Raw genomic sequence first — 24272 nt, 5'->3', positions numbered from 1 at the left:
TCCACACAATTCACCTGCGCACACTGTCAAAGATCATTCGCTTGTCGCCGATTTCTCGGTGACGCCCCAGAACGTTTCGTCCTAGGTGAGCCGCCCATTCTACATCGCTTTTAGTGACCGTCAACACCCTCGTTGAAGCTTTTTTCGAGGTCCCGGCGGTCCGTCTTGCGACGTCTGGGCGACTGCGGGCCGCGAATAATACGATCTGTGAATTTTTTAGCAAGCGTTTCTTGAGGTCGGTTTTGCAGATGTACTGCAAACGGCTGAGCTGGCATGCAATTTTCTTTTCCAAGCAGGCCTTCGACCCCGTCCATGCAGGGTAAAACGACACCTCGGATCACGCCAGTATGAGCTTCACGCGAGCAAAGTTGCGCTTGCCCACCTGCAGCACACCCTCAAAGCCGGCGTTGAAGACACGTTGCGCGTCCTCCACGACTTCGGCATCGATGCGCACGGCCCGCTCCTTCAGTTTGCGGCTGGCTTCGGAATTGCTCGCGGTCAATCCTGCCGCGGTCAGCAACGCCCCAAGCCGCAAGCCCTCGACAGGCACGACGAGGTCCGTCTGTGGCAACAAGGAGGTATCGCCCTCGCCACGCACGACCGCATGCCAGCCGGCGATCGCCAATTCGGCCGCCGCCGCGCCGTGGAAGCGCGTGGTCAGTTCCCGCGCGAGGCGCAGCTTGGTATCGCGCGGGTTGAGCACGCCGCTGGTGATGTCCTTCTTCATCTGCGCCAGCTCGTCTAGCGATACCTCGAAACTGAGCAGCTCGAACCAGCGCCACATCAGCTCGTCGCCGATTTTCATGGTCTTGGTGACAATGTCGATCGCCGGCTCATTGATACCGATGTAATTGCCGAGCGACTTGGACATCTTGTTGACGCCATCCAGTCCCTCCAGCAGCGGCATGGTCAGCACGATCTGTGGCGGCTGGCCGTGGTGCTCCTGCAGTGCGCGACCCATCAGCAGGTTGAACTTCTGGTCGGTGCCACCCAGCTCGACATCCGCCTTCAACGCGACCGAGTCGTAGCCCTGCACCAGCGGATACAGGAACTCGTGGATCGCGATCGGCTGCTGCGCGGCATAGCGCTTGGTGAAGTCGTCGCGCTCGAGCATCCGCGCCACGGTGTGCTGGGCGGCCAGCTTGATCATGTCGGCGGCCGTCATCTGGCCGAACCATTCGGAATTGAAGCGCAGCTCGGTCTTCTCCCGATCCAGCACCTTGTAGACCTGTTCGGCGTAGGTCTCGGCATTGGCCAGCACATCCTCGCGGGTCAGCGGCTTGCGGGTGACATTCTTGCCGGTGGGGTCGCCGATCATGCCGGTGAAGTCGCCGATCAGGAAGATCACCTTATGCCCCAGATCCTGAAACTGACGCATCTTGTTCAGCAGCACGGTATGGCCGAGATGCAGATCCGGCGCGGTCGGGTCAAAACCGGCCTTGATCCGCAAAGGGCGCCCGCTTTTCAGACGCTCGGCCAGATCCTCCCGCTTGATGATTTCGTCGGCGCCGCGCGCAATCGTGGCCAGCGCCTGCTCAAGCTCGCTCATGTATCTCTCTCTGAAGGTGACAGGACGGAGCCGTCGGGGGAATGCTGCCCGTGCGGCCGGCGTTAATTGTGCGTTAACCAGGAATGTCGCGCAAACCCTTGATGGAAAAGGCGTTGACGCCATTTACACATGACCGTTATGGTACGCGCAGTTTGTTACTTTGTACCGCGGGGCGCACACGGCATGACTGAAGAAAAAAAGGGGGCGCGGCATGCGCGCAAGCAGGCGATCAGTCGCAAGGCGCAGCGTCGACACTCCCACTTCTATGAACGCTGTGCACACTGGTCATTCAACCGTTCCGCAGAAGTCGAACCGATTCACTGGCATCGTGAGCGCTGGGTACTCGCCGGCACCGCCCTGCTGATCACCCTGCTGTCCGGTTTCATCATGCCCGCCTGGGCCAGCGCGATGCGCCCGGCGCCGGCACCGGAAGCCCATGCCCTGCTGTCACTGGCGCTGCCCAAGGCCGAGCCGATCAGTGCCGTGGCACCCACCGTGGACGACTGGCAGGTCGTGCGGGTGCAGCCGGGGCAGACCTTGTCGGACATCTTCACCGGTCGCGGCCTCGGCATGACCGACCTGCAGAAGGTCGTCGACGCGGCCGGCAGTGCGAAATCCGCGCTGCACAACATCCGCCCGGGCGAGGAATTCGACTTCCTGCTCGGCAGCGACGGCAGCCTCAAGGGCCTGCGTTTCGACCAGGATCAAGCCAGCCGCGCCACCGTGCGGCTCGACGGCGCGCATCCCACCGTCTCCATCCAGCAGCGCGACATGGATCTGCGCGAGCAGGTAGCGCACGGGGTGATCCGCAGCAGCCTGTATGCCGCCGGCGACCAGGCCGGCATGAACGCGGCGATGGTCGGCAAGCTCGCCGACCTGTTCAAGTACGACGTCGACTTCGTGCAGGATCTGCGCGTCGGCGACAGTTTCACCGTGATCTATGACGATCTCTACCGCGATGGTGTGCGCTACGGCGAAGGCAACATCGTCGCCGCCGAATTCATCAACCAGGGCCAGCGCTACACCGCCTATCGCTTCAAGAAGGCCGATGGCAGCGACGGCTGGTTCAGCGAGGATGGGCGGCCGATCCAGAAATCGTTCCTGCGCATCCCGGTCGACTTTACCCGCATCTCCTCGACTTTCAGCGCAGCGCGCCTGCATCCGATCCTCGGCCTGATGCGCGCTCACAAGGGCGTCGATTACGCGGCACCAACCGGTACGCCGATCCATGCCGCTGGCGATGGCGTGGTCAAGTTCAAGGGCTGGATGAACGGCTACGGCAATTTCGTGATCATCCAGCACAACAGCACGATCAGCACCGCATACGGCCATATGTCACGTTTCGCGACTGAGAAAGTCGGCCAGCGCGTGAGCCAGGGCCAGGTGATCGGCTTCGTCGGCATGACCGGTCTGGCCACCGGGCCGCACCTGCATTACGAATTCCGCGTCAATGGCGTGCAGCGCAATCCGCAGACGGTGACGTTGCCGCAGCCCGAGCCGCTGCCCGGAGCCCAGCTGGCCAAGTTCAGGACACAGGTGGTGCAGCCCCAGCTGGCCCGACTGACCGAGCTGGACGCGCGCATCAAGCTGGCGCGTGCGAACGCTCCGGCCAACAACGACAACTGAGCATTCGACGCGCGTGGATGACGCCTCGGCGCTTTATCTCGGCCTGATCTCCGGCACCAGCGCGGACAGCATCGATGCCGCGCTGGTCAGCTTCGACCATGGCGTGCCGCAGTTGCAGGCTTCGCACACGCACCCGTGGCCAGCCGCCCTGCGCGAACGCATGTTGGCGCTGGCACAGGACGAAGCCCCGCTGGACCTGGATGCGTTTGGACGGCTGGACGTCGAAATCGGGCGTCACTTCGCCGACGCCGCGCTGTACTTGCTCGAAGGCAGCGGCACATCCGCACGAGCCGTGCGGGCGATCGGCTCGCATGGCCAGACTGTCCGCCATCGACCCACCGGAGACCATCCGTTCACGCTGCAATTGGGCGACCCCAGCGTGATCGCGGAACGCTGCGGTATCGACGTAGTGGCGGATTTCCGGCGCGCCGACATCGCCGCCGGCGGGCAGGGTGCGCCGCTGTTGCCGGCACTGCATGCCATGCTGCTGGCCCGACCCGGACATGCCCGGGTGGTACTCAATCTCGGCGGCATTGCGAATATCACCGTGCTCGATGCCGCCGGTGGCGTACTCGGTTTCGATACCGGTCCGGCCAACGGGCTGCTGGATGCCTGGTGCCAGCGTCATCGGGGTGAACCGTTTGACCGCGATGGTCAGTTTGCCGCCAGCGGCCAGGTTGACCGCGCGTTGCTGGACGCCTTGCTGGCCGACAGCTATTTCGCACTGCCGCCACCGAAAAGCACCGGACGCGAGCACTTCCACCTGAGTTGGTTGGCCGCGCATGTGCGGCTGGCAGCGCTGAGTCCAGCGGACGTGCAGGCCACCTTGCTGGAGCTGACCGCACGCAGCGTCGCTGCGGCGATCGCACAACACGCTGCAACGGCCGAGGATGTACTGGTTTGCGGTGGCGGCACGCACAACGGCCGCTTGATGCAGCGGCTGAGCGAACTGTTGGCACCACGCCGTCTGTGCAGCACGGCGGAGTACGGCATCGATCCGGATTTTCTCGAAGCCACCGCGTTCGCCTGGCTGGCGCGCCAACGTCTGCTCGGCCTGCCCGGCAATCTGCCGGCGGTGACTGGCGCGCGTGGCCCGCGGGTACTCGGTGCGATTTACTCCGCTCCCGTCACCGAGTCCTTGCCGCGGGTGCTTTCCGGCGCCAATTGAGTTGGATGGGTTCGCGCCAACGCGCGCAGGGCTTCCTCGAAAACCCCGCGTTCCTCGGCATCCCAATGACCGCCAAGCACGCTCAGTGCCTGCGGGTCGCGCAGACTCTCGCTCAACCCCTGCGCGGCCGACACGCCCAACCCGTTGCGCAAGGCATCCAGCAATACGTCATTGATCGTGCATTGCCGCTCCTTGGCCAGCGCCTTGATGCGCTCGACCAGCAGGCTGTCGACGTGTTGCAAGACCATGTCCGGCATAGACGCCACTCCTTGTCACGCAGGGACTCGCCGTCTCATCATACTCGTCCGGATTCTGGCGCATCTGCTGGCGACTTCCGTGGCCTGGTTGGCAGTCTCACTCAGTGTGGCTGGGCGAGTTCGGCGCGGTGAATTGCGTGGCGCAACACGATCACCAATAACAGTCCCGGGATCGCCGACAAGACGGTGATCACGAAAAACGTCGACCAGCCCACCTGCGGCACCAGCCATGCCGCCACCGGCCCAAGAAATACCCGACCCACCGCCGACAGTGACGACAGCAGCGCGTACTGCGTCGCCGAGAAACGCATATTGCACAGCGCCGTGACCAGCACCACGAAAGCGGTACTGCCCAATCCGCTGAAGAAGTTCTCCAGTCCCACCACGGTGGCCAGCGCATAGATGTCCGGGCCGCTGTGCACCAACCAGATATACCCAAGGTTCACCAGCGCCTGCGCCACTCCCAGCAGCAGCAGCGCGGGAAACAACCGCATCCTCGTCACCACCCAGCCACCGGCCAGCGCACCGAGCAGGCCGGCCATCAGCCCGAAGGTCTTGTTGATCGCACCCAGCTGAGTCAGCGTGAATTGCGGCACTCGCAACAGGAAGGTAGTCGACAACGACAGCGCAAACGCATCGCTCAGCTTGTACAGCACCATGAGTGCCAGCCACGCCAGCGCCAGCACACCGTAGCGCTCGAAGAAATCCGCGAACGGCCGTACCACCGCCTCGGCAAAGCTCCGTGTGGGCCGCTCGTCCGGTGCGTCCGGCGACAGCACGTTGACCAGCGTCGAGCCCAGCATCAGTGCACCCATCAACCGGTATACCCATGCCCAACCCAGCCGGTCTGCAAGAATCAGTGCCAGTGCACCGGATACCAGCATGCCAAGCCGGTAACCACCCTGCGAGAATGCGGTGCCCCAGCCGCGTTCGGCTGGCGGCAGCAGATCGGTGCGATGCGCGTCGTAGGCAATGTCCTGGGTGGCGGAGGCGAATGCCAGCAGCACACCAAGGAACGCGATCGTGGTTGCCGCGCCTTGCGGCGTGTAGAAACTCATGCTGATCAGCGCCGCACCACAGAGCAGTTGCATTAACAGTATCCAGCCACGGCGGCGACCGAGAAACGGCAATGGCAGGCGATCCAGCAGCGGTGCCCACAGGAACTTGAACACGTAAGCCTGGCTGATCAGGGTGACCCAGCCGATCGCCTTCAGGCTCATCCCGGACGTGGTGAACCAGGCTTGCAGTGTGCTCAGCGACAACGCCAACGGCAGCCCCGAGGCAAACCCGAGCAAACCGATACTGAGGACGCGCCAGTTCCTTCCCGGCGTAACGAGGGCCGGCTCAGTCGGCATAGTCAACCGTATACGGCGCGTGGTCGGAGAAGCGTTCGTCGCGATAGATCGAGCAGGCTTTCAGGCGTTCGCGCAACGACGGTGTGCAGACCTGGTAATCGATGCGCCATCCGACATTGTTCGCTCGCGCCTGGCCGCGGTTCGACCACCAGGTGTATTCGATCGCGTCGGGCTTGATCGCACGGAAGCTGTCGACCCAGCCGCGCTGCTGGAACAATAGGTCCAGCCATGCACGCTCCTCGGGCAGGCAGCCGGAATTCTTCTGGTTCGAGCTCCAGTTCTTGATGTCGTTCTTGGTGTGCACGATGTTCCAGTCACCGCAGATCACGTAATCGCGGCCGCTCTTCAGCCACTGGTCGAAGATCGGCGTGATCCACTCCATCGCCTTGAACTTGAACTGCTGGCGCTCATCGCCGGAAGAACCGGACGGGAAGTACAACGACACTACCGATAGGTTGCCGAAGCGCGTCTCGATATAGCGCCCTTCGTTGTCGAACTCGTCCCAGCCCAGCTCGGTCAGCACCTGGTCAGGCTCATGTTTCGCATAGATCGCCACACCGCTGTAGCCCTTCTTGCTGCTGGCGTCGCGATAGAAACAATGGTGGCCATCGGGGCGGAACATCGGATCGCTGAGTTGATCCTCCTGCGCCTTGGTTTCCTGCAGGCAGACCACGTCGGCCTTCTGCTTGCGCAGCCAGTCGAATACACCCTTGGTCGCGGCCGAGCGGATGCCGTTGGCGTTGAGGCTGATGATGCGCATGGCGTCTCCCGATTGCTGATGGGCGATCATATCAACCGCCGCGCACGACCATCGTGGTCGGACCGCACATGCACGGATCACTGCTCATTCGTGTTGGAGCAGGCCGGGGCACCTGGTGCCCCGGCATCGAACCCATGGCGACGAGTTGTACCATGGTCCAATTCGGCACACGGCATCTGCGGCGTGCCTTGCCCTGCCCCCCTCTGCGAGAAGACCGTGCACGACTACCAGCGTGACTTCATCGAACTCACCCTCCGGCGCGAGGTGCTTCGCTTCGGCGAATTCACCCTGAAATCCGGTCGGCAAAGCCCGTACTTCTTCAACATGGGACGGATCGATTCCGGCGCCGCGCTGGCACAGCTTGGACGTGCCTACGCTGCCGCCGTGGTGAACGCCGGAATTAAAATAGACATGCTGTTCGGCCCCGCCTACAAGGGCATCGCGCTGGCCGCGGCCACGGCGATTGCGCTGGCCGACCAGCATCAGCGTGACCTGCCATGGGCATACAATCGCAAGGAAGCGAAGGATCACGGTGAAGGCGGCGTACTGGTCGGCGCACCCCTCGCGGGTCGCGTACTGATCGTCGATGACGTGATGACGGCCGGCACCGCCGTGCGTGAATCGTTGGCCTTGATCCGCGCACACGGTGCCACTCCGGCCGGGGTGCTGATTGCGCTGGACCGGCAGGAGCGCGGCCAAGGCGAATGTTCCGCCGCACAGGAAGTGGCCGCCGATTACGGCATCCCGGTAATCGCGATCACCGCGCTGGACGATGTGCTCGCCTACGCTGGCGAGCAGCCGCAACTGGCCGACGAACATACGCGCTTGCTGGCCTACCGCGAACGCTATGGGATTCAGCGTTGAGTTCACCCATAGCCGGTTAAGCTCAAGCGAACTTGATCACAGTAAACACCGTTGCCGCTGGCGTGAAGCCGCGCCACGCGATGCTGACGGCTATACTGGAAGACAAGGGGGAAAGTTCATGCGCAAGTTGCTGTCTGCCGTTGCCGTTGCCGCGCTACTCGCGAGTCTGCCGGTATACGCTCAAAAAAATACCGGTGGCGGCTTCCGCTACAAATGGCACGATGGTCAGGGACTGCTGCATTTCAGCGACAGTCTCAGCGCCGAAGCCATGAAGTACGGCTACGACCTGGTCAATGACCAGGGCGTGGTCATCCAGCATGTGTCGCGCCAGATGACCCCGGAAGAACGCGTCGCTGCGAACAAGCTGGCCGCCGAACAGGCCGCCAAGCAGCGTGCTGCCCAGGAGCTCGCCAATGCCGAAGCGCAGATGCTGGCGGCGTATCCGGACGAGGCGTCATACAAGATCTCGCAGCAACAGGAGCTGGATACCGTCGACCAGCAGATCCACACCACCCAGATCAACCTGCACAGCCAGGAAAAAGCATTGACCGACCTGCTCACCCGCGCGGCGGATCTCGAGCGTGCCAAGGAGCCGGTCCCGAAATTCCTGACCGACAGCATTGCCAGGCAGCGCGACGTAGTAAACGGACAACGCAACGTGATGCAACGCCAGCAGGCAACGCGCGCCCAGACGGTGCAACAGCAGACCAAGCAGTTGGAGCGTTATCGCGAACTCAAGGCGGCACAGGCGCAGCCCGCGCAGTAGGACCACCATCCCGGGTGTTCACTCATCATCCGCTGCGCGAAAAGATATGCAGAACAGGCCTCGATCAGCTGAGGCCTGTTCCGTTTTAGAAGGGCAGCTTCAGCTTGAAGTCGACCGCCAGCAGCTGCTTGCGGAAGATCTGCTGGATGCGCTTCAACGCCACCGGATTGTCTGCCTCGAAACGCAGCACCAGCACCGGCGTGGTGTTGGAGGCGCGCACCAGGCCCCAGCCATCCGGCCAGTCCGCACGCACACCGTCGATGGTGATCAGGGTGGCTTCATCGAAGCTGGCCTGCTGACGCAGCTTGTCCATGAAGCGATAGTGCTCGCCCTCGGCCAGCTCGATCTTCAGTTCGGGCGTGGAGACACTGTTCGGCAAGGTGGCAAAGATTTCCTCCGGCGTACGCCCCTGCAGGTCGCCGGCAAGTATTTCCAGCAATCGTGCGGCGGCGTAGATGCCGTCGTCGAAGCCATACCAGCGTTCCTTGAAGAAGAAGTGGCCGCTCATCTCGCCGGCCAGCTCGGCCGCGGTCTCGCGCATCTTGGCCTTGATCAGCGAATGACCGGTGCGCCACATCAGCGGGCTGCCGCCGGCATCGAGGATCTGCCCTTTCAGGTGATTGGTGCACTTCACATCGTAGATGATCGTCGCGCCGGGCTGGCGCGACAGCACGTCGCGCGCGAACAGCATCAGCAAGCGGTCCGGATAGATGATCTCGCCGGACTGGGTGACCACGCCGAGGCGATCGCCGTCGCCGTCAAAAGCCAGGCCCAGATCGGCGCCGGTCTGCTTTACCGAAAGGATCAGGTCCTCCAGGTTGGCCGGGTCGGATGGATCAGGATGGTGGTTCGGGAACGTGCCATCGACATCGCAGTACAGCGGGATTACCTCGCAGCCGACGCCTTCCAGCACCTGCGGCGCGATCGCGCCGGGAATGCCGTTGCCGCAGTCGACGACGATCTTCAGGCGACGCTCGGCGAGCACGTCGGAAACGATCTTCTCGACGTAGTCCGGTGCCACGTCGAGCTGGCGCAGGCTGCCCTGGCCACCACTCTCCAGCGCGCCGCTGGCGATGCGCTGGTACAGGTCCTGGATAGCGCCCTCGGACAACGTCTCGCCACCGACCACGATCTTGAAGCCGTTGTAATCCGGCGGATTGTGGCTGCCGGTGACCGCCACGCAGCAACCGGTGTTGAAGCGGTAGGCCGCGTAATACACCACCGGCGTCGGTGCGGCGCCGACGTCGATCACATCGATACCGGCCGCACGCAGACCATCGGCCAAGGCGCCGGCCAGCTCGGGCCCGGACAGGCGGCCATCGCGACCGACCACGATTTCGCGCAGACCCTTCTCGTTCATCAGGGCACCGATCGACTGACCGAGCGCGTGCGCGACCTGATTGTTCAGGGTCTTGCCGACCACGCCACGCACGTCGTACGCGCGGAAGATGCTCGGATCCACACTGACCATGGGAGCGATCGGCGGAGCCGGCCGCGCAGCGGGCGCCGGGGGCGCCACCGGTTTGGCCGAGGCAGGAGCATCCTCGATTTCCACGACCGGTACCGCTTCAGATGCTTCTGGCGCAGCCAGATGCACGCGCAGCCACAACAGAAAGCCGCCGCCACCCAGTCCCAGCAGGGCTAGCAGCCCGCTCAGCAACCATGAGTGCGGCAGCACGATGAAGGCACCCGGCAAGCCGACGCCCACGTTGAATGTGCTGCCGGGCACCAGCTTGCCAGTCGCTTCTGCCTGGGTCGATCCGGAGCCATGCGTAAGCAGATTCAGGCCACCATGCTCGTCACCCTGACGCAGATCCAGCCGACCACCGGCTGGCGAGATCGACTCGAAGCGCTGCCGCAGCGGTTCAAACGGCAACTCGATCCAGGCCCAGGCCTGTGCCTGCTGCGGCGGCCCCAGCGGAATCACCAGGCTCAGCCGGCGATCGCCGCCGCCGTAGGAAACACTCTGCGCCAACGGCACGCCGTCCGCGCTCTGCGCGGCCATCAACTGGGCTGCCTTGGCGTAACCAAAATTATGGTAATTGGCCTTCAGTACTTCGTTCAGATCGCCGCTGTACAACTCGAGTCGCTTCACCTGCGGCAGTTGCTGGCGCAGGGCGGCCGCGGACTGTGCGGGATCACTCATCAAGGTGACCGGGTCCGTGGTCGCCAGCACTTTCTCGATCTTGCCGCGCTGCATGGCGATCTCATCGGCCAGCGCCTGCACGGCCTGATCCTGGGCCGCGTGCACACGGGCAATCGCATCGCTTTCGCCGGCAATCAACCAGGTCTGCCAGGCACAGAACAAACCCAGCAGCAGCAGCAGCGTGCCGCCCACCAGCGGCAGCAGGTTGCGCCAGTCGAACTGCCATTGTCGCAACCGTTCCCTCGCGATATTTATCGCCATGTCCCGCCCCGCAGATTGTGCCCCGGTGGATCGGCCCGGCGCGCTACGCGCCAGCTCCAGCCTGTCATTGGATACCGGTCGAGCCGAACCCGCCGCTGCCGCGTTCGCTCGGCGCGAAGTCCGTCACGATATTCAGTCGCGCCTGCGCTACTGGCACCAGCAACAACTGAGCAATGCGATCGCCCACCGCGATGGTGTACGGCTGTGTACCGCGATTCCAGCATGAAATCATCAACGGGCCCTGGTAGTCAGCGTCGATCACCCCGACCAGATTGCCCATCACCAGGCCATGCTTATGTCCCAGCCCGGAGCGTGGCACGATCAGCGCGCACCAGCCCGGGTCGCCGATATGGATCGCGATACCGCTGGGTACCAGCGCGCTTTCACCGGGTGCCAGCGTCAGCGGCGTCTCCAGCGCGGCGCGCAGATCCATGCCGGCACTGCCCAGGGTGGCCGCCTGCGGCAGCGGAATGCTGTCACCCAACCGTGCATCGAGGATCTTCAACTCGATATCGATCGTCATGTGCGGGATGCCCGGTAGCGCTGGGCCACTTGGGCGATCAGCTGCCGGGCCAGCTCCGGCTTGGCTGCCCGCGCCAGCTCGACCGTACCGCCGGCCCAGTACAGGCTCAAGGCATTGTCGGCCGCCTCGAAACCGAGACCCTCACCGACCTGGTTGGCAGCAATCATGTCCAGTCCCTTGCGTTGCAGTTTGCCCTGCGCGTAGTTCGCCACATCATGCGTCTCGGCCGCAAAACCGACCAGGAAAGGATGCACGGTTTGTGCCGACAGGCTGGCCAGGATGTCCGGATTTTCGTCAAGCTGCAGAGCCAATGCGGCGCCCTCATGCTTTTTCAGCTTGTGCACTGACACTGCCTGCGGCCGGTAATCGCCGACGGCGGCTGCACCAATGTAGATGTCCGCCTGCGCCGCGGCCGCCAGCACCGCCGCATGCATCTGGACGGCACTGCGCACATCGATGCGCCGTGCCACGCCGGCCGGAGTGGCCAGGCTTACCGGGCCAGCCACCAGGCTCACCACGGCACCGGCCTGGGCGGCGGCTTCAGCCACCGCAAAACCCATCCGGCCGGAACTGCGGTTGCCGATGAAACGCACCGGATCGATGTCCTCGTAGGTCGGCCCGGCACTGACCAGCACGTTCAGCCCGGCCAGCACCTGACTACCGAACGAGGCCACCAGCGCATCGCGCAGTTCGTGCGGCTCCAGCATGCGGCCACTGCCGACATCGCCGCAGGCCTGCTCACCGGCAGCCGGTCCGAGCAGTTGCACGCCGCGTCGACGCAAGGTGTCGATATTCGCCTGCACCGCTGGGTGCGCCCACATCTGCTGGTTCATCGCTGGCGCCACGTACAGCGGTGCGGCGCTGGCCAGACACAACGTGGTCAGCAGGTCATCGGCCAGCCCGTGCGCCAGTCGTGCCAGCAGATCCGCGCTGGCCGGTGCAATCAGGATGCGCTCGGCCCAGCGCGCCAGTTCGATATGCCCCATCGCCGCCTCGGCGCCTTCATCCCACAGCGAGACGCGCACGCTCTGGCCGGACAGCGCCTGGAACGTGGTCGGGCTGACGAAATGGGTGGCGCCCTCGGTCATCACCACGCGCACCTCGGCATCGAGATCGCGCAAGCGGCGAACCAGTTCGCAGCACTTGTAGGCGGCGATGCCGCCGGATACTCCCAGCAGGATGCGGCGTTGGGCAAGACTCATGTAAGACAGGCCTGACAATCGGGCAGACCCGTAGCTTACCGGATTCATTCGCAGCTACCGCTGCCTGGAAGTGCCGCTGTCCGGCAGCTTGAGTGCATGAGCATCCGCGACTGGCCCGAAGGCGAACGTCCCCGTGAAAAACTGCTGGCGCGCGGCAGCGCTGCGCTGTCCGACGCCGAGTTGCTGGCCGTGCTGCTCGGCAGTGGCAGCCGCGGCAAGGACGCGATCGCGCTGGGTCGCGAACTGCTTGCCAGCGCCGGCAGTCTGGGTGCCTTGCTCGGTCAGCCCGAGCCACCGATCCGCATCGGCGGACTGGGTCCGGCCAAGCGCGCGCGGATCACCGCCGCACTGGAACTGGCCCGGCGCAGCCTGGCCGAGCAGTTGCAGCAAAAACCCAGCCTGGGCAACCCGCGCGACAGCGGCGACTACCTGCGCGCGCAACTGCGACATCTGCCGTATGAGGTATTCGGTTGTCTGTACCTGGACAACCGCCATCGCGTGCTGGGCTTCGAGGAGCTGTTCCGCGGCACCGTCGATGGCGCCAGCGTGCATCCGCGCGAAGTGGTGCGAGCCTGCCTCAGGCACAACGCCTGCGCGGTGATCTTTGCGCACAACCATCCTTCCGGCGTCGCCGAGCCGAGCGCAGCCGACCGCGCGATCACCCATGAGCTGCGCGATGCGTTGCAGCTGGTCGGTGTACGCGTACTCGATCACCTGGTGATCGGCAGCGGCGAGCCGGTGTCGATGGCGGCTCGCGGCCTGCTCTGATCCAAGACCTGCCGACATAAAAAAACGGCGTGGATGAACCACGCCGCGGGGCCGATTTGGGGAGGGGAGAGAGCGGCGTCTCCGATGCCGTGTCATGGAGGGGAGTCATGTCGGGCATCGCCAGTGTCGCAGCGCCGCATGACAGACCGATGACGCTGAGCCATCGCCTCGGCGATGGCCGCCAAGTCGCCGAAACTTATGCACAAACCGCCAAGACCGGCACTTGCCAAGGCAATCACACCTATCGCCCTAGACATATAGCATAATTAATTGATAAATATGGAATATTAGCTTTTGTTGTTCGATGTTTGCTGGAACACTATCGTTTCCCGACATTGACCCGCAGCTTTCCCCACAGACTTATCCACAGGGCGACACACCGCAGTGCATCAAAGTCCGCGATGATCCGACGATCTCTGATGTGCGAGCGGGCTTACACCGATGCAGCGCGGTTCGCCGGCATGACGGTCTGTTAGGATTGGCGGTTCCATTACGAATCCGACCTCACCCGTGAAAGAACAGTTGCGCGAACTGGTGCTGCAGGCGATCCAGACCCTGCAAGCCGATGCCACCCTGCCTGCCGATCTCGCCTTGCCGGGCTTCGTGATCGAACGCGCACGCAGCCGCGAACACGGTGATTTCGCCTGCAACGTCGCCATGCTGCTGGCCAAGCCGGCGCGCGCGAAACCGCGCGAACTGGCCGAGAAACTGGTGGCGGCGTTGCCCGCGAATGCGCTGGTGGAAAAGGTCGAGATTGCCGGCCCCGGCTTCATCAATTTTTATCTGGCCGCCGCGGCGTATCACGCCGAAGTGCGCCAGATCATGGCGGCAGGCGACGCCTACGGCCGCAGTGACAGCGGCGCGGGCAAGACCGTTGGCGTGGAATTTGTCTCGGCCAACCCGACCGGGCCGCTGCATGTTGGCCACGGCCGCAACGCGGCGATCGGCGACTGCCTGAGCCGGCTGCTGGACGCGACCGGCTGGAACGTGAAGCGCGAGTTCTACTACAACGATGCCGGCGTGCAGATCGCGAATCTGGCGATCTCAGTGCAGGCGCGCGCGCGCGGCATCACGCCGGATGACAGCAGCTGGCCGGAGAACGGCTACCGCGGCGACTACATCGCCGATGTGGCGCGCGCCTACCTCGACCGCGAATCGGTGGTAGCCGACGGCGAGACGGTCACCGGCGGTGGTGACGTCGACGACCTCGACGCGATCCGCCGCTTCGCCGTGGCCAGCCTGCGTCACGAGCAGGATCTGGACCTGCAGGCGTTCGGCGTCGGCTTCGACACCTATTTCCTGGAGTCATCGCTGTACAGCCATGGCAAGGTGGAGGAGACCGTGCGCGAGCTGGTCGCCCACGGCCACACCTACGAAGAGGGCTGCGCGCTATGGCTGCGCACCACCGACTACGGTGACGACAAGGATCGGGTGATGCGCAAGTCCGACGGCACTTACACCTATTTCGTGCCGGACGTGGCCTACCACCTGTCGAAATGGCAGCGCGGCTACGGCAAGGCCATCACCGTGCTGGGCTCGGATCACCACGGCTCGCTGGCACGGGTGAAGGCTGGCCTGCAGGCGCTCGATTGCGGTATCCCCAAGGGCTACCCCGACTACATGCTGTATCAGATGGTGACGGTGATGAAAGGTGGCGAGGAGGTGAAGCTCTCCAAGCGCGCCGGCAGCTACGTCACCCTGCGCGACCTGATCGATGAAGTCGGCCGCGATGCCACGCGCTACTTCCTGATCGCGCGCAAATCCGACTCGCAGCTGATCTTCGACATCGATCTGGCGCGTTCGCAGAGCAACGACAACCCGGTCTACTACATCCAGTACGCGCATGCCCGCGTGTGCAGCGTGCTGCGCCAGGCGCCCGAGAAGGGCTTCACGTTCGATCTGCAGGATGGCCTTGGGCAACTCGCGCGGCTGGACAACGAGCATGAGCAGATCCTGCTGACCGAACTGTCGAAGTATCCGGAACTGGTCGAGGCCGCCGCCGCGAACCTGGAGCCGCACCTGGTCGCCGCGTGGCTGCGCGAGCTGGCCAACGCGTTCCACACCTATTACAACTCGCACCAGTTCCTGGTCGAGGACGTCGCGCTGCGCAACGCGCGGCTCGCCCTGGTGGTGGCGACGCGGCAGGTATTGAAGAATGGTCTGAATTTGCTGGGCCTGGGCGCCCCGGAGAGCATGTAATGGCAGCACGCAAGGGCAAGGGCCGGCAGGCCGTGCGCAACAGCAGCGGTGGTTTTCCGGGCTGGGGTTACGCCGTCATCGGTATCCTGATCGGCGCCATCCTGATGGCCGTGATGATGCGTGGCAGCCTGCTGACCAGCCTGCGCCAGCCAGTGGGCCCGCAGGCGAATCCACAGGCCACGGCCGAGAACGGCAGTGATGCCGGCCTCGCGCCAGCCGCCAGCGAGAGCGCGCCGAAGAAACCGCAATACGACTTCTATTCGGTACTGTCGGAGAAGGAAGTCCGGATCCCGGATGCCGTGATCAGCGCGCAAGCACGCGCCGAGCAGCAACAGAAGCAGCTCGCCGCGCAGCAGCAGGCCCAGCAGGCCGCAGCACAACCGCAGGCCACCACCGAGCAGGCACCGCCGCCGGCGAATGCACCGGTCGCGGTCAGCCAGAACATCGTCGCTGCTCCCGCCAGCGCGTTGCCGCCGCCCAGCACGACTGGCAGCGGTTATCTGCTGCAGGTCGGTGCGTTCCCGAATGCCGCCGATGCGGAAACCCTGAAAGCGAAGATGGCCCTCCAGGGCTTCATCGCCAACGTGCAATCGGTCAGCATCAACGGCCAGACCTACCACCGCGTCCGCCTCGGTCCGTTCCATTCGGCGACCGAACTGGAATCGACCAAGCAGCGGCTGGCGTCGGCGGGAATCAATGCGATCGCCTTGAAAGAAGGCAAATAGCGCGCAGCGAACCGCAGCCGCGCAAGTGGCCCTGTCTGACCGCAACGTTACGACCCGCCTGGCTGGGGACTTTCACGCATGACAACCAAGACCGCATGGATTACCGGCGCCACCTCCGGGTTCGGCGCCGCCGCCTTGGAACGTTTCGTGACCGGTGGCTGGCGAGTGATCGCCAGCGGCCGGCGCGCCGATCGGTTGCAGCAACTAGTTGAACGCCACGGCGCTGACCGCGTGCATGCGGCGGCGTTCGACGTCCGCGACGAGGCGGCGATGCGTGCGGCGCACGCAGCTCTACCACCTGAGTTCGCCGGCATCGACCTGCTGGTCAACAACGCCGGTCTGGCGCTGGGCACCGCGCCGGCGCAGCAGGCGGATCTGGCGCAGTGGAAACAGATGATCGACACCAACGTCACCGCGCTGGTGACGATGACCCATCTGCTACTGCCGCAGTTGATCGAGCGCCGCGGCGCGATCGTCAACATCAGCTCGATCGCAGGCAGCTACGCTTACCGCGGCGGCAACGTCTACGGCGGTACCAAGGCCTTCGTCATCCAGTTCTCGCAGAACCTGCGCAGCGACCTTCACGGCACCGGCGTACGGGTGAGTTCGATCGAACCGGGCATGGCCGAAACCGAGTTCACTCTGGTGCGCACGGGCGGCGACCAGGCCGCATCAGAGAATCTCTACGCTGGCGCCCACCCGATCACCGCCGGCGACATCGCCGACACGATCTGGTGGGTCGCCAACCAGCCGCCGCACCTCAACATCAACCGCATCGAGGTGATGCCGGTCAGCCAGTCAGCGGCCGGGCTGCAGGTTGCACGCGACAGCTGAGCGAATACGCCCACGGGTGGGCAACAAACACGCTCTCCCCCCAACCCCGTGCTTCCGAGGGAAGCAAGCGCGGAGCAATCAGCGGGCTTCGCCGCGATGCACGTCATGCGTCACGAACGGATCTTCGGGATCGGGAGCGGCCAGCCACTGCGGATGCGCCAACGTGTGGCGCATGTCCTCCAAGCCGCTCTGCCAGTGGCCATGCATGCTGGCGCCGCTGAACTCGTAGTCTTTGTAGTGACTCTCGTACGGCTTGTCGCGGTAGATCAGATGGATCACGTTGGTCAACGCCGCCGCGGAACGCGCCACCGCGCGGCGATACGCCGGATCGTTGCGCCGGTCTTCCGGTACCAGCGCCATCACGTCGTGCAGCAGGCGTCGATGCTCCTGCGTGCGTCGCATGAATTCGGTCATCAGGCGGGTGCGGCTGGAGTACTGGATCTCCTTGCTGCGTTCGGCCACCTGCACCAGATCGCGCGGCAGGCTGCCATGCGCGTTCCACAGGTCGACCTGGAACACCAGCGTGTCGCGACTCGGACGCTCGCTCAGCACTTTGTACAGCGGCGTGTTGGAGACCACGCCGCCGTCCCAGTAGAACTCGCCGTCGATCTCCACCGCCGGAAAACCTGGCGGCAGGGCGGCAGAGGCCATGAAGTGTTCGGACCGCAGCGTGTCGCGGGTATTGTCGAAGTACGTGAAGTCGCCGCTGCGCACGTTCACCGCGCCTACCGATACGCGCATCGTGCGCGCGTCGTTGATGCGGTCGAAGTCGACCAGGCGCTCCAGCGTGGCGCGCAGCGGCGCGGTGTCGTACCAGCTCGCGCTGGCCGGACTGGTATGCCATGGCAACAGCGGCCCCAGTCGCGGCTGGAAAAAACCGGCCTGTCCCTCGGTCATCGCCCGCCATGCCGCGAGACTGCTGATGCCGTTCTGCCACAGCAGCGGCCACGCGCTCATATCGAACGCGCGTGCTCCGGGCAGCAACGGTTGCTGGCAGATCGTTTCCCAGAACTCGCGCAGCCGCTCGGCGCGCCGCTCCGGCGCGTTGCCGGCGATGATCGCCGCATTCAATGCGCCGATCGAGATACCGGCCAGCCAGGTTGGCTGCAAGTCAGCTTCGGCCAGTGCCTGGTAAACGCCCGCCTGATACGCACCGAGCGCACCGCCACCCTGCAGCACCAGGGCGACGGTGTGGTAATCGCGTGCCACGGTTTCCGTCAGCGTGGCCGGCGATTTCGGACGCTTGGCGTCAGCCACGGCAGTTACTGCATGTACCAGCCGTGGCTGACCACGATCGACTGACCGGTCAGCGCGGCGGACGGGAAGGTGGCCAGATACAAGGCGGTCTGTGCGATGTCCTCGACGGTGGTGAACACGCCGTCGACGGTGTCCTTCAGCATCACGTTCTTGATCACGTCCGCTTCGCTGATGCCAAGCTCCTTCGCCTGCTCGGGGATCTGCTTCTCGACCAGCGGCGTGCGCACGAAGCCGGGACAGATCACGTGCGAGCGCACGTTGTGTGCAGCTCCTTCCTTGGCCAGCGTGCGGGCGAGGCCGAGCAGGCCGTGCTTGGCGGCGACGTAGGCGGACTTAAGCCTGGACGCCTCGTGCGAATGCACCGAGCCCATGTAGATCACGATGCCGCCGCGATCGCCCTTGTACATGTGCTGCAGCGCGGCCTTGGTGGTGAGGAAGCCGCCGTCGAGATGGATCGCCAGCATCTTCTTCCAGTCGGCGAACGCGAACTGGTCGATCGGGTTGATGATCTGCACGCCAGCATTCGAGATCAGGATGTCGAGCGCACCGAACGCCGCGACCACCTTGTCGGTGCCCGCATTCACCGATGCCTCGTCGCTGACATCCATCGCCACGCCGATCGCCTTGCCGCCGGTTGCATTGATCGCCGCCGCGGTGGCATCGGCAGCCTGTTGGTTGATGTCGGCGATCGCCACGCTGGCACCGTTCTTCGCATACAGCTCGGCGATCGCCTTGCCGAGACCGCTGGCCGCGCCGGTGATCAGGGCGACCTTGCCATTGAGACTTGTCATGCGCTGCTCCTGTTTCCGTGATGTCTGGTGGTTTTTGTAGGAGCGCGCACAGGATGCGCTCCTACACTTCGTCAATGCGTGTCTTCGGCCAGATAGGTGTAGGCAATCAGGCCTCCGTTGAGCGTGCCATACAGCTGCTCGGCTTCGGCACCGCTCACGCCCGCACTGGCGATGCGCTCGCGATAGCTCTGGCGCAACACCTCGAGGTCGTAGCCGACGTAGTCGAGCATCAGGTCGGTGGTGTCGCCGCGGCGGATATGCGCGAACTCGTAGCTGTCGCCGGCCACGCGCACGTTCACCGCATCGGTGTCGCCGAACAGGTTGTGGATGTCGCCCAGCGTCTCCTGGTACGCGCCGACCATGAAGATGCCGAGTCGGTAGCTCTCGCCTTCCTTCAATGCATGCAGCGGCAGGCTCACGTCGACGCCATCGGCATCGACGTAGTGATCGATACGACCGTCCGAATCGCAGGTGAGGTCGACGATCACGCCGCGGCGGGTCGGCTCCTCGTCGAGCCGTGCGATCGGCGTGATCGGGAAGATCTGCTTGATCGCCCAGATGTCCGGCACCGATTCGAATACCGAGAAGTTGACGAAGTACTTGTCGACCAGCTTCTCGTCCAGATCGTCCAGCGCCGGCCGGTGCGAGCGTTCGGCCGGCAGCAGGCGCGCGCGCACCGCGTTGGCGATCGCGTAGTACATCTCGTCCAGCCGCGCGCGGTCGGCCAGCGCGAGCTGGCCCAGCGCGTACAGCGTCTGGCCTTCCTGCAGATGGTGTTGGGCCTCGTGGAACAGTTCCAGCGCGGGACGCCGATCCAGTTCTTCCCAGGTCTCGCGCAATCGGCGCAATACGGCCGGCTCGTCCGCGCACGGTGGCGGAATCGCGCCAGCCGGCACTTCCTCCACTTCGGTCACGTTGACCACCATCACCGCGTGATGCGCGGTCATCGCGCGACCGGCTTCGGTGAGGATATGCGGCGCGCTCAGGCCTTCGGCCTCCACCGCCTCGGCCAGCGACTGCACGATGGTGGCGGCGTACTGCTCGATCGAGTAGTTGATCGAGTTGTGGCTGCGCGAACGGGTGCCTTCGTAGTCCACGCCGAGACCGCCGCCGACGTCGACAATCTCCAGCGGTACGCCCATCCGCTTCAGCTCGACGAAGTAACGCGTGGCCTCGCGCATGCCGTTGGCGATGTCGCGCACGTTGGAGATCTGCGAGCCCATGTGGAAATGCTGCAGCTTCAGCGTGTGCTTGAGGCCGGCTGCATCGAGCCGCTCGATCAGGGTCAGCACCTGGTTCGGCGACAGGCCGAACTTGCCCTTGTCACCACCGGTGTTCTGCCACTTGCCCGCACCGATCGAGGCCAGCCGCACGCGCACGCCGAGCAGCGGTTCGATGCCAAGCGCTTTCGCCTCGCTGAATACATGGTCCAGCTCGGACAGCTTCTCGATCACGATATGCACGCGCAGGCCGAGCTTCAGCCCGATCAATGCAAGACGGATGTATTCGCGATCCTTGTAGCCGTTGCAGATCACGATGGAACCGGGCCGCGCCATCGCCAGCACCGCCATCAGTTCCGGTTTGGAACCCGCCTCCAGACCGAAACCCTGTTTGCCGGCGGCAACCAGTTCGCCGGCGACGCCGCGCTGCTGGTTGACCTTGATCGGATAGATCGCGGTATAGCCGCCTGCGTAGTTCCACTCGCCGATCGCCTTGGCGAACGCGCCCTGCAGCCGCGCGAGGCGATCGGCCAGGATGTCGGGAAAGCGCACCAGCAGCGGCAGCCGCAGGCCCTCGGCGCGCGCGCGTTCGACAATGCCGGGCAGCGACAGCGCCGGACCGCTGGCGCCGCGCGGGCGCATCACGATCTCGCCGGCCGCGTTCACGTCCACATAGCCATCGCCCCAATGCGGCACGGCGTAGGTGTGGCGGGCAGAGTCAGTATTCCAAGGATTCGACATCAGCGTAGCTCCTTATGCAGGCGCTTGTTACAAGCATGGATGATGTCGTCGCAGCGGCGAGCCTTGACGGTGTTGCTCAACGGAGGAGCACGAAGCCCGAGCGACCGGAAGCCTCGCACGCCGCGGGGTCGATCGGGCTTGTCGGCCACCAGACGCGCTGCGTCGGCGATGCCAGGGCGCCATTGTAATGGTCCGCTGTGACAATTGGCGCATGTCGCCGGGTCGCCGTGCCGGGACGTTCACCGCCGTTGCAGCTACAATTGGCGGTCTTTATCTTTCCATCCGGTTCGTCAGGAACAACCCGCCATGTCGCAGCAGATCAGCTGGTTCACCGAAGCCCATCAGGCTTCCGGCTCCTCCATCGGTTTCCGCACCGAGCAACTGCTGCACGCGGAGAAGACCCCGTTCCAGACCATCGAGATCTACAAGACCACCGACTGGGGCAACCTGATGGTGATCGATGGCTGCGTGATGCTGACCACCCGCGACAACTTCTTCTATCACGAGATGATGACCCACCCGGCGCTGTTCACCCATGCACGCGCCAAGCGCGTGGTGGTCATCGGCGGCGGCGATTGCGGCACGCTGCGCGAGGTACTCAAGCATGAAGAAGTCGAATCGGCGGTGCAGGTGGAGATCGACGAGCGCGTGACCCGGCTGGCCGAGGAATATTTCCCCGAGCTGTGCGACTCGAACCACGATCCGCGCGCCGAGCTGCTGTTCATCGACGGCATCAAGTACATGGCCGAATGCGAGCCGGAGTCGCTGGATCTGGTGATCGTCGACTCGACCGATCCGGTCGGCCCGGCCGAGGGCCTGTTCAACGCCGCGTTCTACGCCAGCTGCCACAAGGCGCTGCGCCATGGCGGCCTGTTGGTGCAGCAGAGCGAGTCGCCGCTGGCGCACCTTGATCTGATCAAGTCGATGCGCTCGGCGATGCGCACGTCCGGCTTCAGCGCGGTGAAGACGCTGCCGTTCCCGCAACCGTGCTACCCGACCGGCTGGTGGAGCTGCACGATGGCACGCAAGGGTGGGGACCTGTCCGGCTTCCGCGAGCGCGGTGCACTCGGCAAGAATTTCCCGACCCGCTACTACAACGCCGACATCCACAAGGGTGCGCTGGCGCAGCCGGAATTCATGCGCGAAGCGCTCGGCGAGTAACCCGCTCAGCGGTGCTGTCACTCCTCAAAACAGTGTGTTGCGCACCTTGGGCAACAGCACCAGCAGCAACGTCGCAAATGGGCCGAACAACAGGGATAACAGGAACCACAGCAAGCCGCTGCGGTTCTTGCCCTGCGCCAGTGCGGCGTTGATCAATGCCAGCGTACCCCAGCCGACAAACCAGGGTGCGCCATTGGCAAATGTCGAAAAATGATCCACTACGCGTCTCCCGAACCATGATCTGAGGCGCAGTCTTGCGCCAGAATTGTTCATCCTAGCAAGCCTTGCCGCGCTCGCCGGTGGATGCCTGACTGCGGATCAGGCGCGCTTAATCTGCGGGCAGTATGCTGAACGCTTTGATTGCGGACGGTAGCCCCTCATGCGTGGACTGCGTTTTCTCGCCCTGGCTTGTGCCCTGTCACTCGCTGCCTCCCCGGCATTCGCCGAAAAGAGCCCCGCTCCACCAAGCAAGGCCGCCAAGGCCCGCGACAAAGCCCAGCTGGCGTTCCAGCGTGACCTGGTCAGTGTGCTGGCGCCCAGCGCCGATGCGCAGCCGTTGCTCGGCGCCGCCTTGCTGGCGCGGCCGTTGTTCAATCAGCCAGACATCACCAGTTTCCATACCCTGATCGGGCGCGCGGCCATGGCTGAGGATGCTGACGCTGCAGTCAGTTGGGCCCGCCTGGCCGACTGCGATGCCAAGGCGAATGCGTGTCCCAACCCCGCCGCGCTGGAACTGTTGCAGACGCAGGCACCGGACAACGCCGCGGTATGGCTGCTCCAGCTCGCCGAAGACACGCGCAACCTGAAGCCGGATGCCGCCCGCCAGGATCTGACCAAGGCGGCTGCCGCCAGGCTGTATGACGACTACGCCGGTGCCAGCCTGAAGGCGCTGGCCAGCTCGGTCGGCGTATTGCCGCCGCCGGCCGGCACGTTCGATCCGGCACAGGCGGCCGGCGCAGTCGGCATGCAGGCCGTGCTGGTCTATGGCCTCGCCGGCAGCCAGCCGCAACCGGGCCTGCCGCTCACCGCCAAGCTGTGCGAGAACGCCGGCGACGACGCCTCGATCAAGGCCGACTGCCTGAAGCTGGGCAAGATTCTCGAATGGGGTTCCAGCCCGCTGTCGCGCTCGCTGGGCCTGCACCTGCGTGAAGTATTGGCGGACGATCCGGCGCAGCAGGAAGATGCCCGGCGCGCCCGGCTCAGCCTGGTCTGGCAGGTGCAGAGCTTCAACGCGCTGCTGGCCCGCGTCCCGGACGACAAAGCGCTGGCGCAGCATCTGCTGGCACTGGCCCGCAACGGCGGCACCGAGATGAGCCTGCTGCTGGCGGCGCTGCGCGACAGCAGCATCCCGACCGATCCACCGGCCGACTGGAAACCGCAGTAGCGCTGCCGCAACGCCGCTTTGCGCGGCATCCGCAGCCGTGTAGGCTTGGGTCACCTTCCGCGACAAGGGTGAGTCGATGCTTACGACGCTGGTGGCAAGCAGCAAGGGTGGTTGCGGCAAGAGCACGCTGGTGACCCAGCTGGCCTCGCACTGGGCACAGGCGGGGCAGCACACCGCCATCATCGATGCCGACCGGCAGGGATCCAGTTATCGCTGGGCCAGCCTGCGGCCGGACAACGTTCCTGGCGTGCTGGCCCTCGAAGGCGGTCGGCGGTCGCTGCAGAAACTGCCGCCGGATACCCAGCAGCTGCTGATCGACACGCCGGCCGGCTCCGGCGAGCGCGAACTGGAACCGTACCTGGAGCAGGCCGACGTGCTGCTGGTGCCGGTGCTGCCGTCATCGTTCGATCTGCATGCCACGCTCCATTTCATCGAGGAGCTGCGTTCGATCAACCGCATCCACCGCGGCAAGCTGCCGGTGGGGCTGGTCGCCAACCGGCTCAAGCCATGGACCCACGCCAGCCAGGACGCGATCGCCCAGCTCGCCGAGCAATCCCCGTTTCCGATCGTCGCGCAGCTGCGTGACAGCCAGGCCTATGTGCTGCTGAGTGCGCTGGGCAAGGGCATCTTCGATTACCAGTCCGAACAGGTACGCAACCACCAGCAGGACTGGAAGACGCTGCTGCGCTGGATCAAGCGCCAGCATTGAAAGGGA

At 64.5% G+C, this 24272-nt stretch carries 22 protein-coding genes; 11 read left to right on the top strand and 11 right to left on the bottom strand.

What is annotated here, in order from left to right; all coding sequences use genetic code 11:
- Positions 1-337: 337 nt before the first annotated feature.
- The gene (gene tyrS, locus B0E48_RS06815) at positions 338-1549 is read right to left on the bottom strand and encodes a tyrosine--tRNA ligase (protein ID WP_077517244.1); all 1212 of its coding nucleotides are present in this window, start codon (positions 1547-1549) and stop codon (positions 338-340) included.
- 183 nt (positions 1550-1732) lie between these two features.
- Here tyrS and B0E48_RS06810 point away from each other — a divergent pair, with 183 nt between their 5' ends.
- Both B0E48_RS06810 and B0E48_RS06805 read left to right on the top strand, forming a co-directional pair.
- Complete coding sequence (locus B0E48_RS06810) at positions 1733-3175, top strand: peptidoglycan DD-metalloendopeptidase family protein (RefSeq protein WP_077517243.1); 1443 nt, start codon at positions 1733-1735, stop codon at positions 3173-3175.
- Between the two features lie 13 nt (positions 3176-3188).
- Positions 3189-4343, top strand: a complete 1155-nt coding sequence (locus B0E48_RS06805) for an anhydro-N-acetylmuramic acid kinase (RefSeq protein ID WP_077517242.1) — start codon at positions 3189-3191, stop codon at positions 4341-4343.
- On the opposite strand, the gene B0E48_RS06800 is transcribed toward B0E48_RS06805, so the two are convergent.
- From B0E48_RS06800 to B0E48_RS06790, 3 genes are all read right to left on the bottom strand, one after another.
- The gene (locus B0E48_RS06800; protein ID WP_077517241.1) at positions 4289-4600 is read right to left on the bottom strand and encodes a hypothetical protein; all 312 of its coding nucleotides are present in this window, start codon (positions 4598-4600) and stop codon (positions 4289-4291) included. The genes B0E48_RS06805 and B0E48_RS06800 overlap by 55 nt on opposite strands.
- A 101-nt stretch (positions 4601-4701) precedes the next feature.
- Positions 4702-5955 (bottom strand): MFS transporter, encoded by a 1254-nt coding sequence (locus tag B0E48_RS06795; protein ID WP_077517240.1) that lies wholly within the window; start codon positions 5953-5955, stop codon positions 4702-4704.
- Positions 5945-6715: an exodeoxyribonuclease III gene (locus B0E48_RS06790; RefSeq protein WP_077517239.1), complete on the bottom strand. Its 771-nt coding sequence runs from the start codon at positions 6713-6715 to the stop codon at positions 5945-5947. The genes B0E48_RS06795 and B0E48_RS06790 overlap by 11 nt, the downstream gene beginning before the upstream one ends.
- A gap of 216 nt (positions 6716-6931) precedes the next feature.
- Between B0E48_RS06790 and pyrE the strand changes: the two genes are divergently transcribed.
- The gene (gene pyrE, locus B0E48_RS06785; protein WP_077517238.1) at positions 6932-7579 is read left to right on the top strand and encodes an orotate phosphoribosyltransferase; all 648 of its coding nucleotides are present in this window, start codon (positions 6932-6934) and stop codon (positions 7577-7579) included.
- 118 nt (positions 7580-7697) lie between these two features.
- Positions 7698-8345 carry a DUF4124 domain-containing protein gene (locus B0E48_RS06780; RefSeq protein WP_077517237.1) on the top strand — a complete coding sequence of 216 codons (648 nt, stop codon included), beginning with the start codon at positions 7698-7700 and terminating at the stop codon, positions 8343-8345.
- A gap of 85 nt (positions 8346-8430) precedes the next feature.
- Here B0E48_RS06780 and B0E48_RS18010 read toward each other — a convergent pair whose 3' ends face one another.
- The 3 genes from B0E48_RS18010 to coaBC all read right to left on the bottom strand — a co-directional run bounded on the left by B0E48_RS18010 (position 8431) and on the right by coaBC (position 12477).
- Positions 8431-10752, bottom strand: a complete 2322-nt coding sequence (locus B0E48_RS18010; RefSeq protein WP_077517236.1) for a phosphomannomutase/phosphoglucomutase — start codon at positions 10750-10752, stop codon at positions 8431-8433.
- Between the two features lie 64 nt (positions 10753-10816).
- Complete coding sequence (gene dut / locus B0E48_RS06770) at positions 10817-11275, bottom strand: dUTP diphosphatase (RefSeq protein ID WP_077517235.1); 459 nt, start codon at positions 11273-11275, stop codon at positions 10817-10819.
- Positions 11272-12477 (bottom strand): bifunctional phosphopantothenoylcysteine decarboxylase/phosphopantothenate--cysteine ligase CoaBC, encoded by a 1206-nt coding sequence (coaBC, locus tag B0E48_RS06765; RefSeq protein WP_077517234.1) that lies wholly within the window; start codon positions 12475-12477, stop codon positions 11272-11274. The genes dut and coaBC overlap by 4 nt, the downstream gene beginning before the upstream one ends.
- 96 nt (positions 12478-12573) lie before the next feature.
- Between coaBC and radC the strand changes: the two genes are divergently transcribed.
- The 4 genes from radC to B0E48_RS06745 all read left to right on the top strand — a co-directional run bounded on the left by radC (position 12574) and on the right by B0E48_RS06745 (position 17003).
- The gene (gene radC / locus B0E48_RS06760) at positions 12574-13245 is read left to right on the top strand and encodes a DNA repair protein RadC (protein WP_077517233.1); all 672 of its coding nucleotides are present in this window, start codon (positions 12574-12576) and stop codon (positions 13243-13245) included.
- A gap of 510 nt (positions 13246-13755) precedes the next feature.
- The gene (gene argS, locus B0E48_RS06755) at positions 13756-15444 is read left to right on the top strand and encodes an arginine--tRNA ligase (protein ID WP_077517232.1); all 1689 of its coding nucleotides are present in this window, start codon (positions 13756-13758) and stop codon (positions 15442-15444) included.
- Positions 15444-16169, top strand: a complete 726-nt coding sequence (locus B0E48_RS06750) for an SPOR domain-containing protein (protein ID WP_077517231.1) — start codon at positions 15444-15446, stop codon at positions 16167-16169. The genes argS and B0E48_RS06750 overlap by 1 nt, the downstream gene beginning before the upstream one ends.
- A gap of 78 nt (positions 16170-16247) precedes the next feature.
- The gene (locus B0E48_RS06745; RefSeq protein WP_077517230.1) at positions 16248-17003 is read left to right on the top strand and encodes an SDR family NAD(P)-dependent oxidoreductase; all 756 of its coding nucleotides are present in this window, start codon (positions 16248-16250) and stop codon (positions 17001-17003) included.
- A gap of 78 nt (positions 17004-17081) precedes the next feature.
- Here B0E48_RS06745 and B0E48_RS06740 read toward each other — a convergent pair whose 3' ends face one another.
- From B0E48_RS06740 to speA, 3 genes are all read right to left on the bottom strand, one after another.
- Entirely contained in the window at positions 17082-18260 is a 1179-nt protein-coding gene (locus B0E48_RS06740; protein ID WP_174566722.1) for a DUF3734 domain-containing protein, read from the bottom strand.
- 5 nt (positions 18261-18265) lie between these two features.
- The gene (locus B0E48_RS06735) at positions 18266-19051 is read right to left on the bottom strand and encodes a 3-hydroxybutyrate dehydrogenase (RefSeq protein WP_077517228.1); all 786 of its coding nucleotides are present in this window, start codon (positions 19049-19051) and stop codon (positions 18266-18268) included.
- Positions 19052-19122: 71 nt separating this feature from the next.
- A complete protein-coding gene (gene speA, locus B0E48_RS06730; protein ID WP_077517227.1) occupies positions 19123-21012 on the bottom strand; it encodes a biosynthetic arginine decarboxylase in 1890 nt (629 codons plus the stop codon).
- Between the two features lie 306 nt (positions 21013-21318).
- Here speA and speE point away from each other — a divergent pair, with 306 nt between their 5' ends.
- On the top strand, positions 21319-22173 hold the full coding sequence (gene speE, locus B0E48_RS06725) for a polyamine aminopropyltransferase (RefSeq protein ID WP_077517226.1): 855 nt from the start codon (positions 21319-21321) through the stop codon (positions 22171-22173).
- 24 nt (positions 22174-22197) lie between these two features.
- On the opposite strand, the gene B0E48_RS06720 is transcribed toward speE, so the two are convergent.
- Positions 22198-22392 carry an antitermination protein NusB gene (locus B0E48_RS06720; protein ID WP_077517225.1) on the bottom strand — a complete coding sequence of 65 codons (195 nt, stop codon included), beginning with the start codon at positions 22390-22392 and terminating at the stop codon, positions 22198-22200.
- A 160-nt stretch (positions 22393-22552) separates the two neighbouring features.
- Between B0E48_RS06720 and B0E48_RS06715 the strand changes: the two genes are divergently transcribed.
- Together B0E48_RS06715 and B0E48_RS06710 are read left to right on the top strand one after the other, a co-directional pair.
- A complete protein-coding gene (locus B0E48_RS06715) occupies positions 22553-23557 on the top strand; it encodes a hypothetical protein (RefSeq protein ID WP_077517224.1) in 1005 nt (334 codons plus the stop codon).
- A gap of 76 nt (positions 23558-23633) precedes the next feature.
- The gene (locus B0E48_RS06710; protein ID WP_077517223.1) at positions 23634-24266 is read left to right on the top strand and encodes a ParA family protein; all 633 of its coding nucleotides are present in this window, start codon (positions 23634-23636) and stop codon (positions 24264-24266) included.
- Positions 24267-24272: the final 6 nt, after the last annotated feature.

The sequence above is a fragment of the Rhodanobacter sp. C03 genome (assembly GCF_002001175.1).
In the GTDB taxonomy this organism is placed as follows: domain Bacteria; phylum Pseudomonadota; class Gammaproteobacteria; order Xanthomonadales; family Rhodanobacteraceae; genus Rhodanobacter.
Note: the sequence above shows the minus strand (reverse complement) of the source record. Positions and strands in the feature narration are given on the sequence as shown.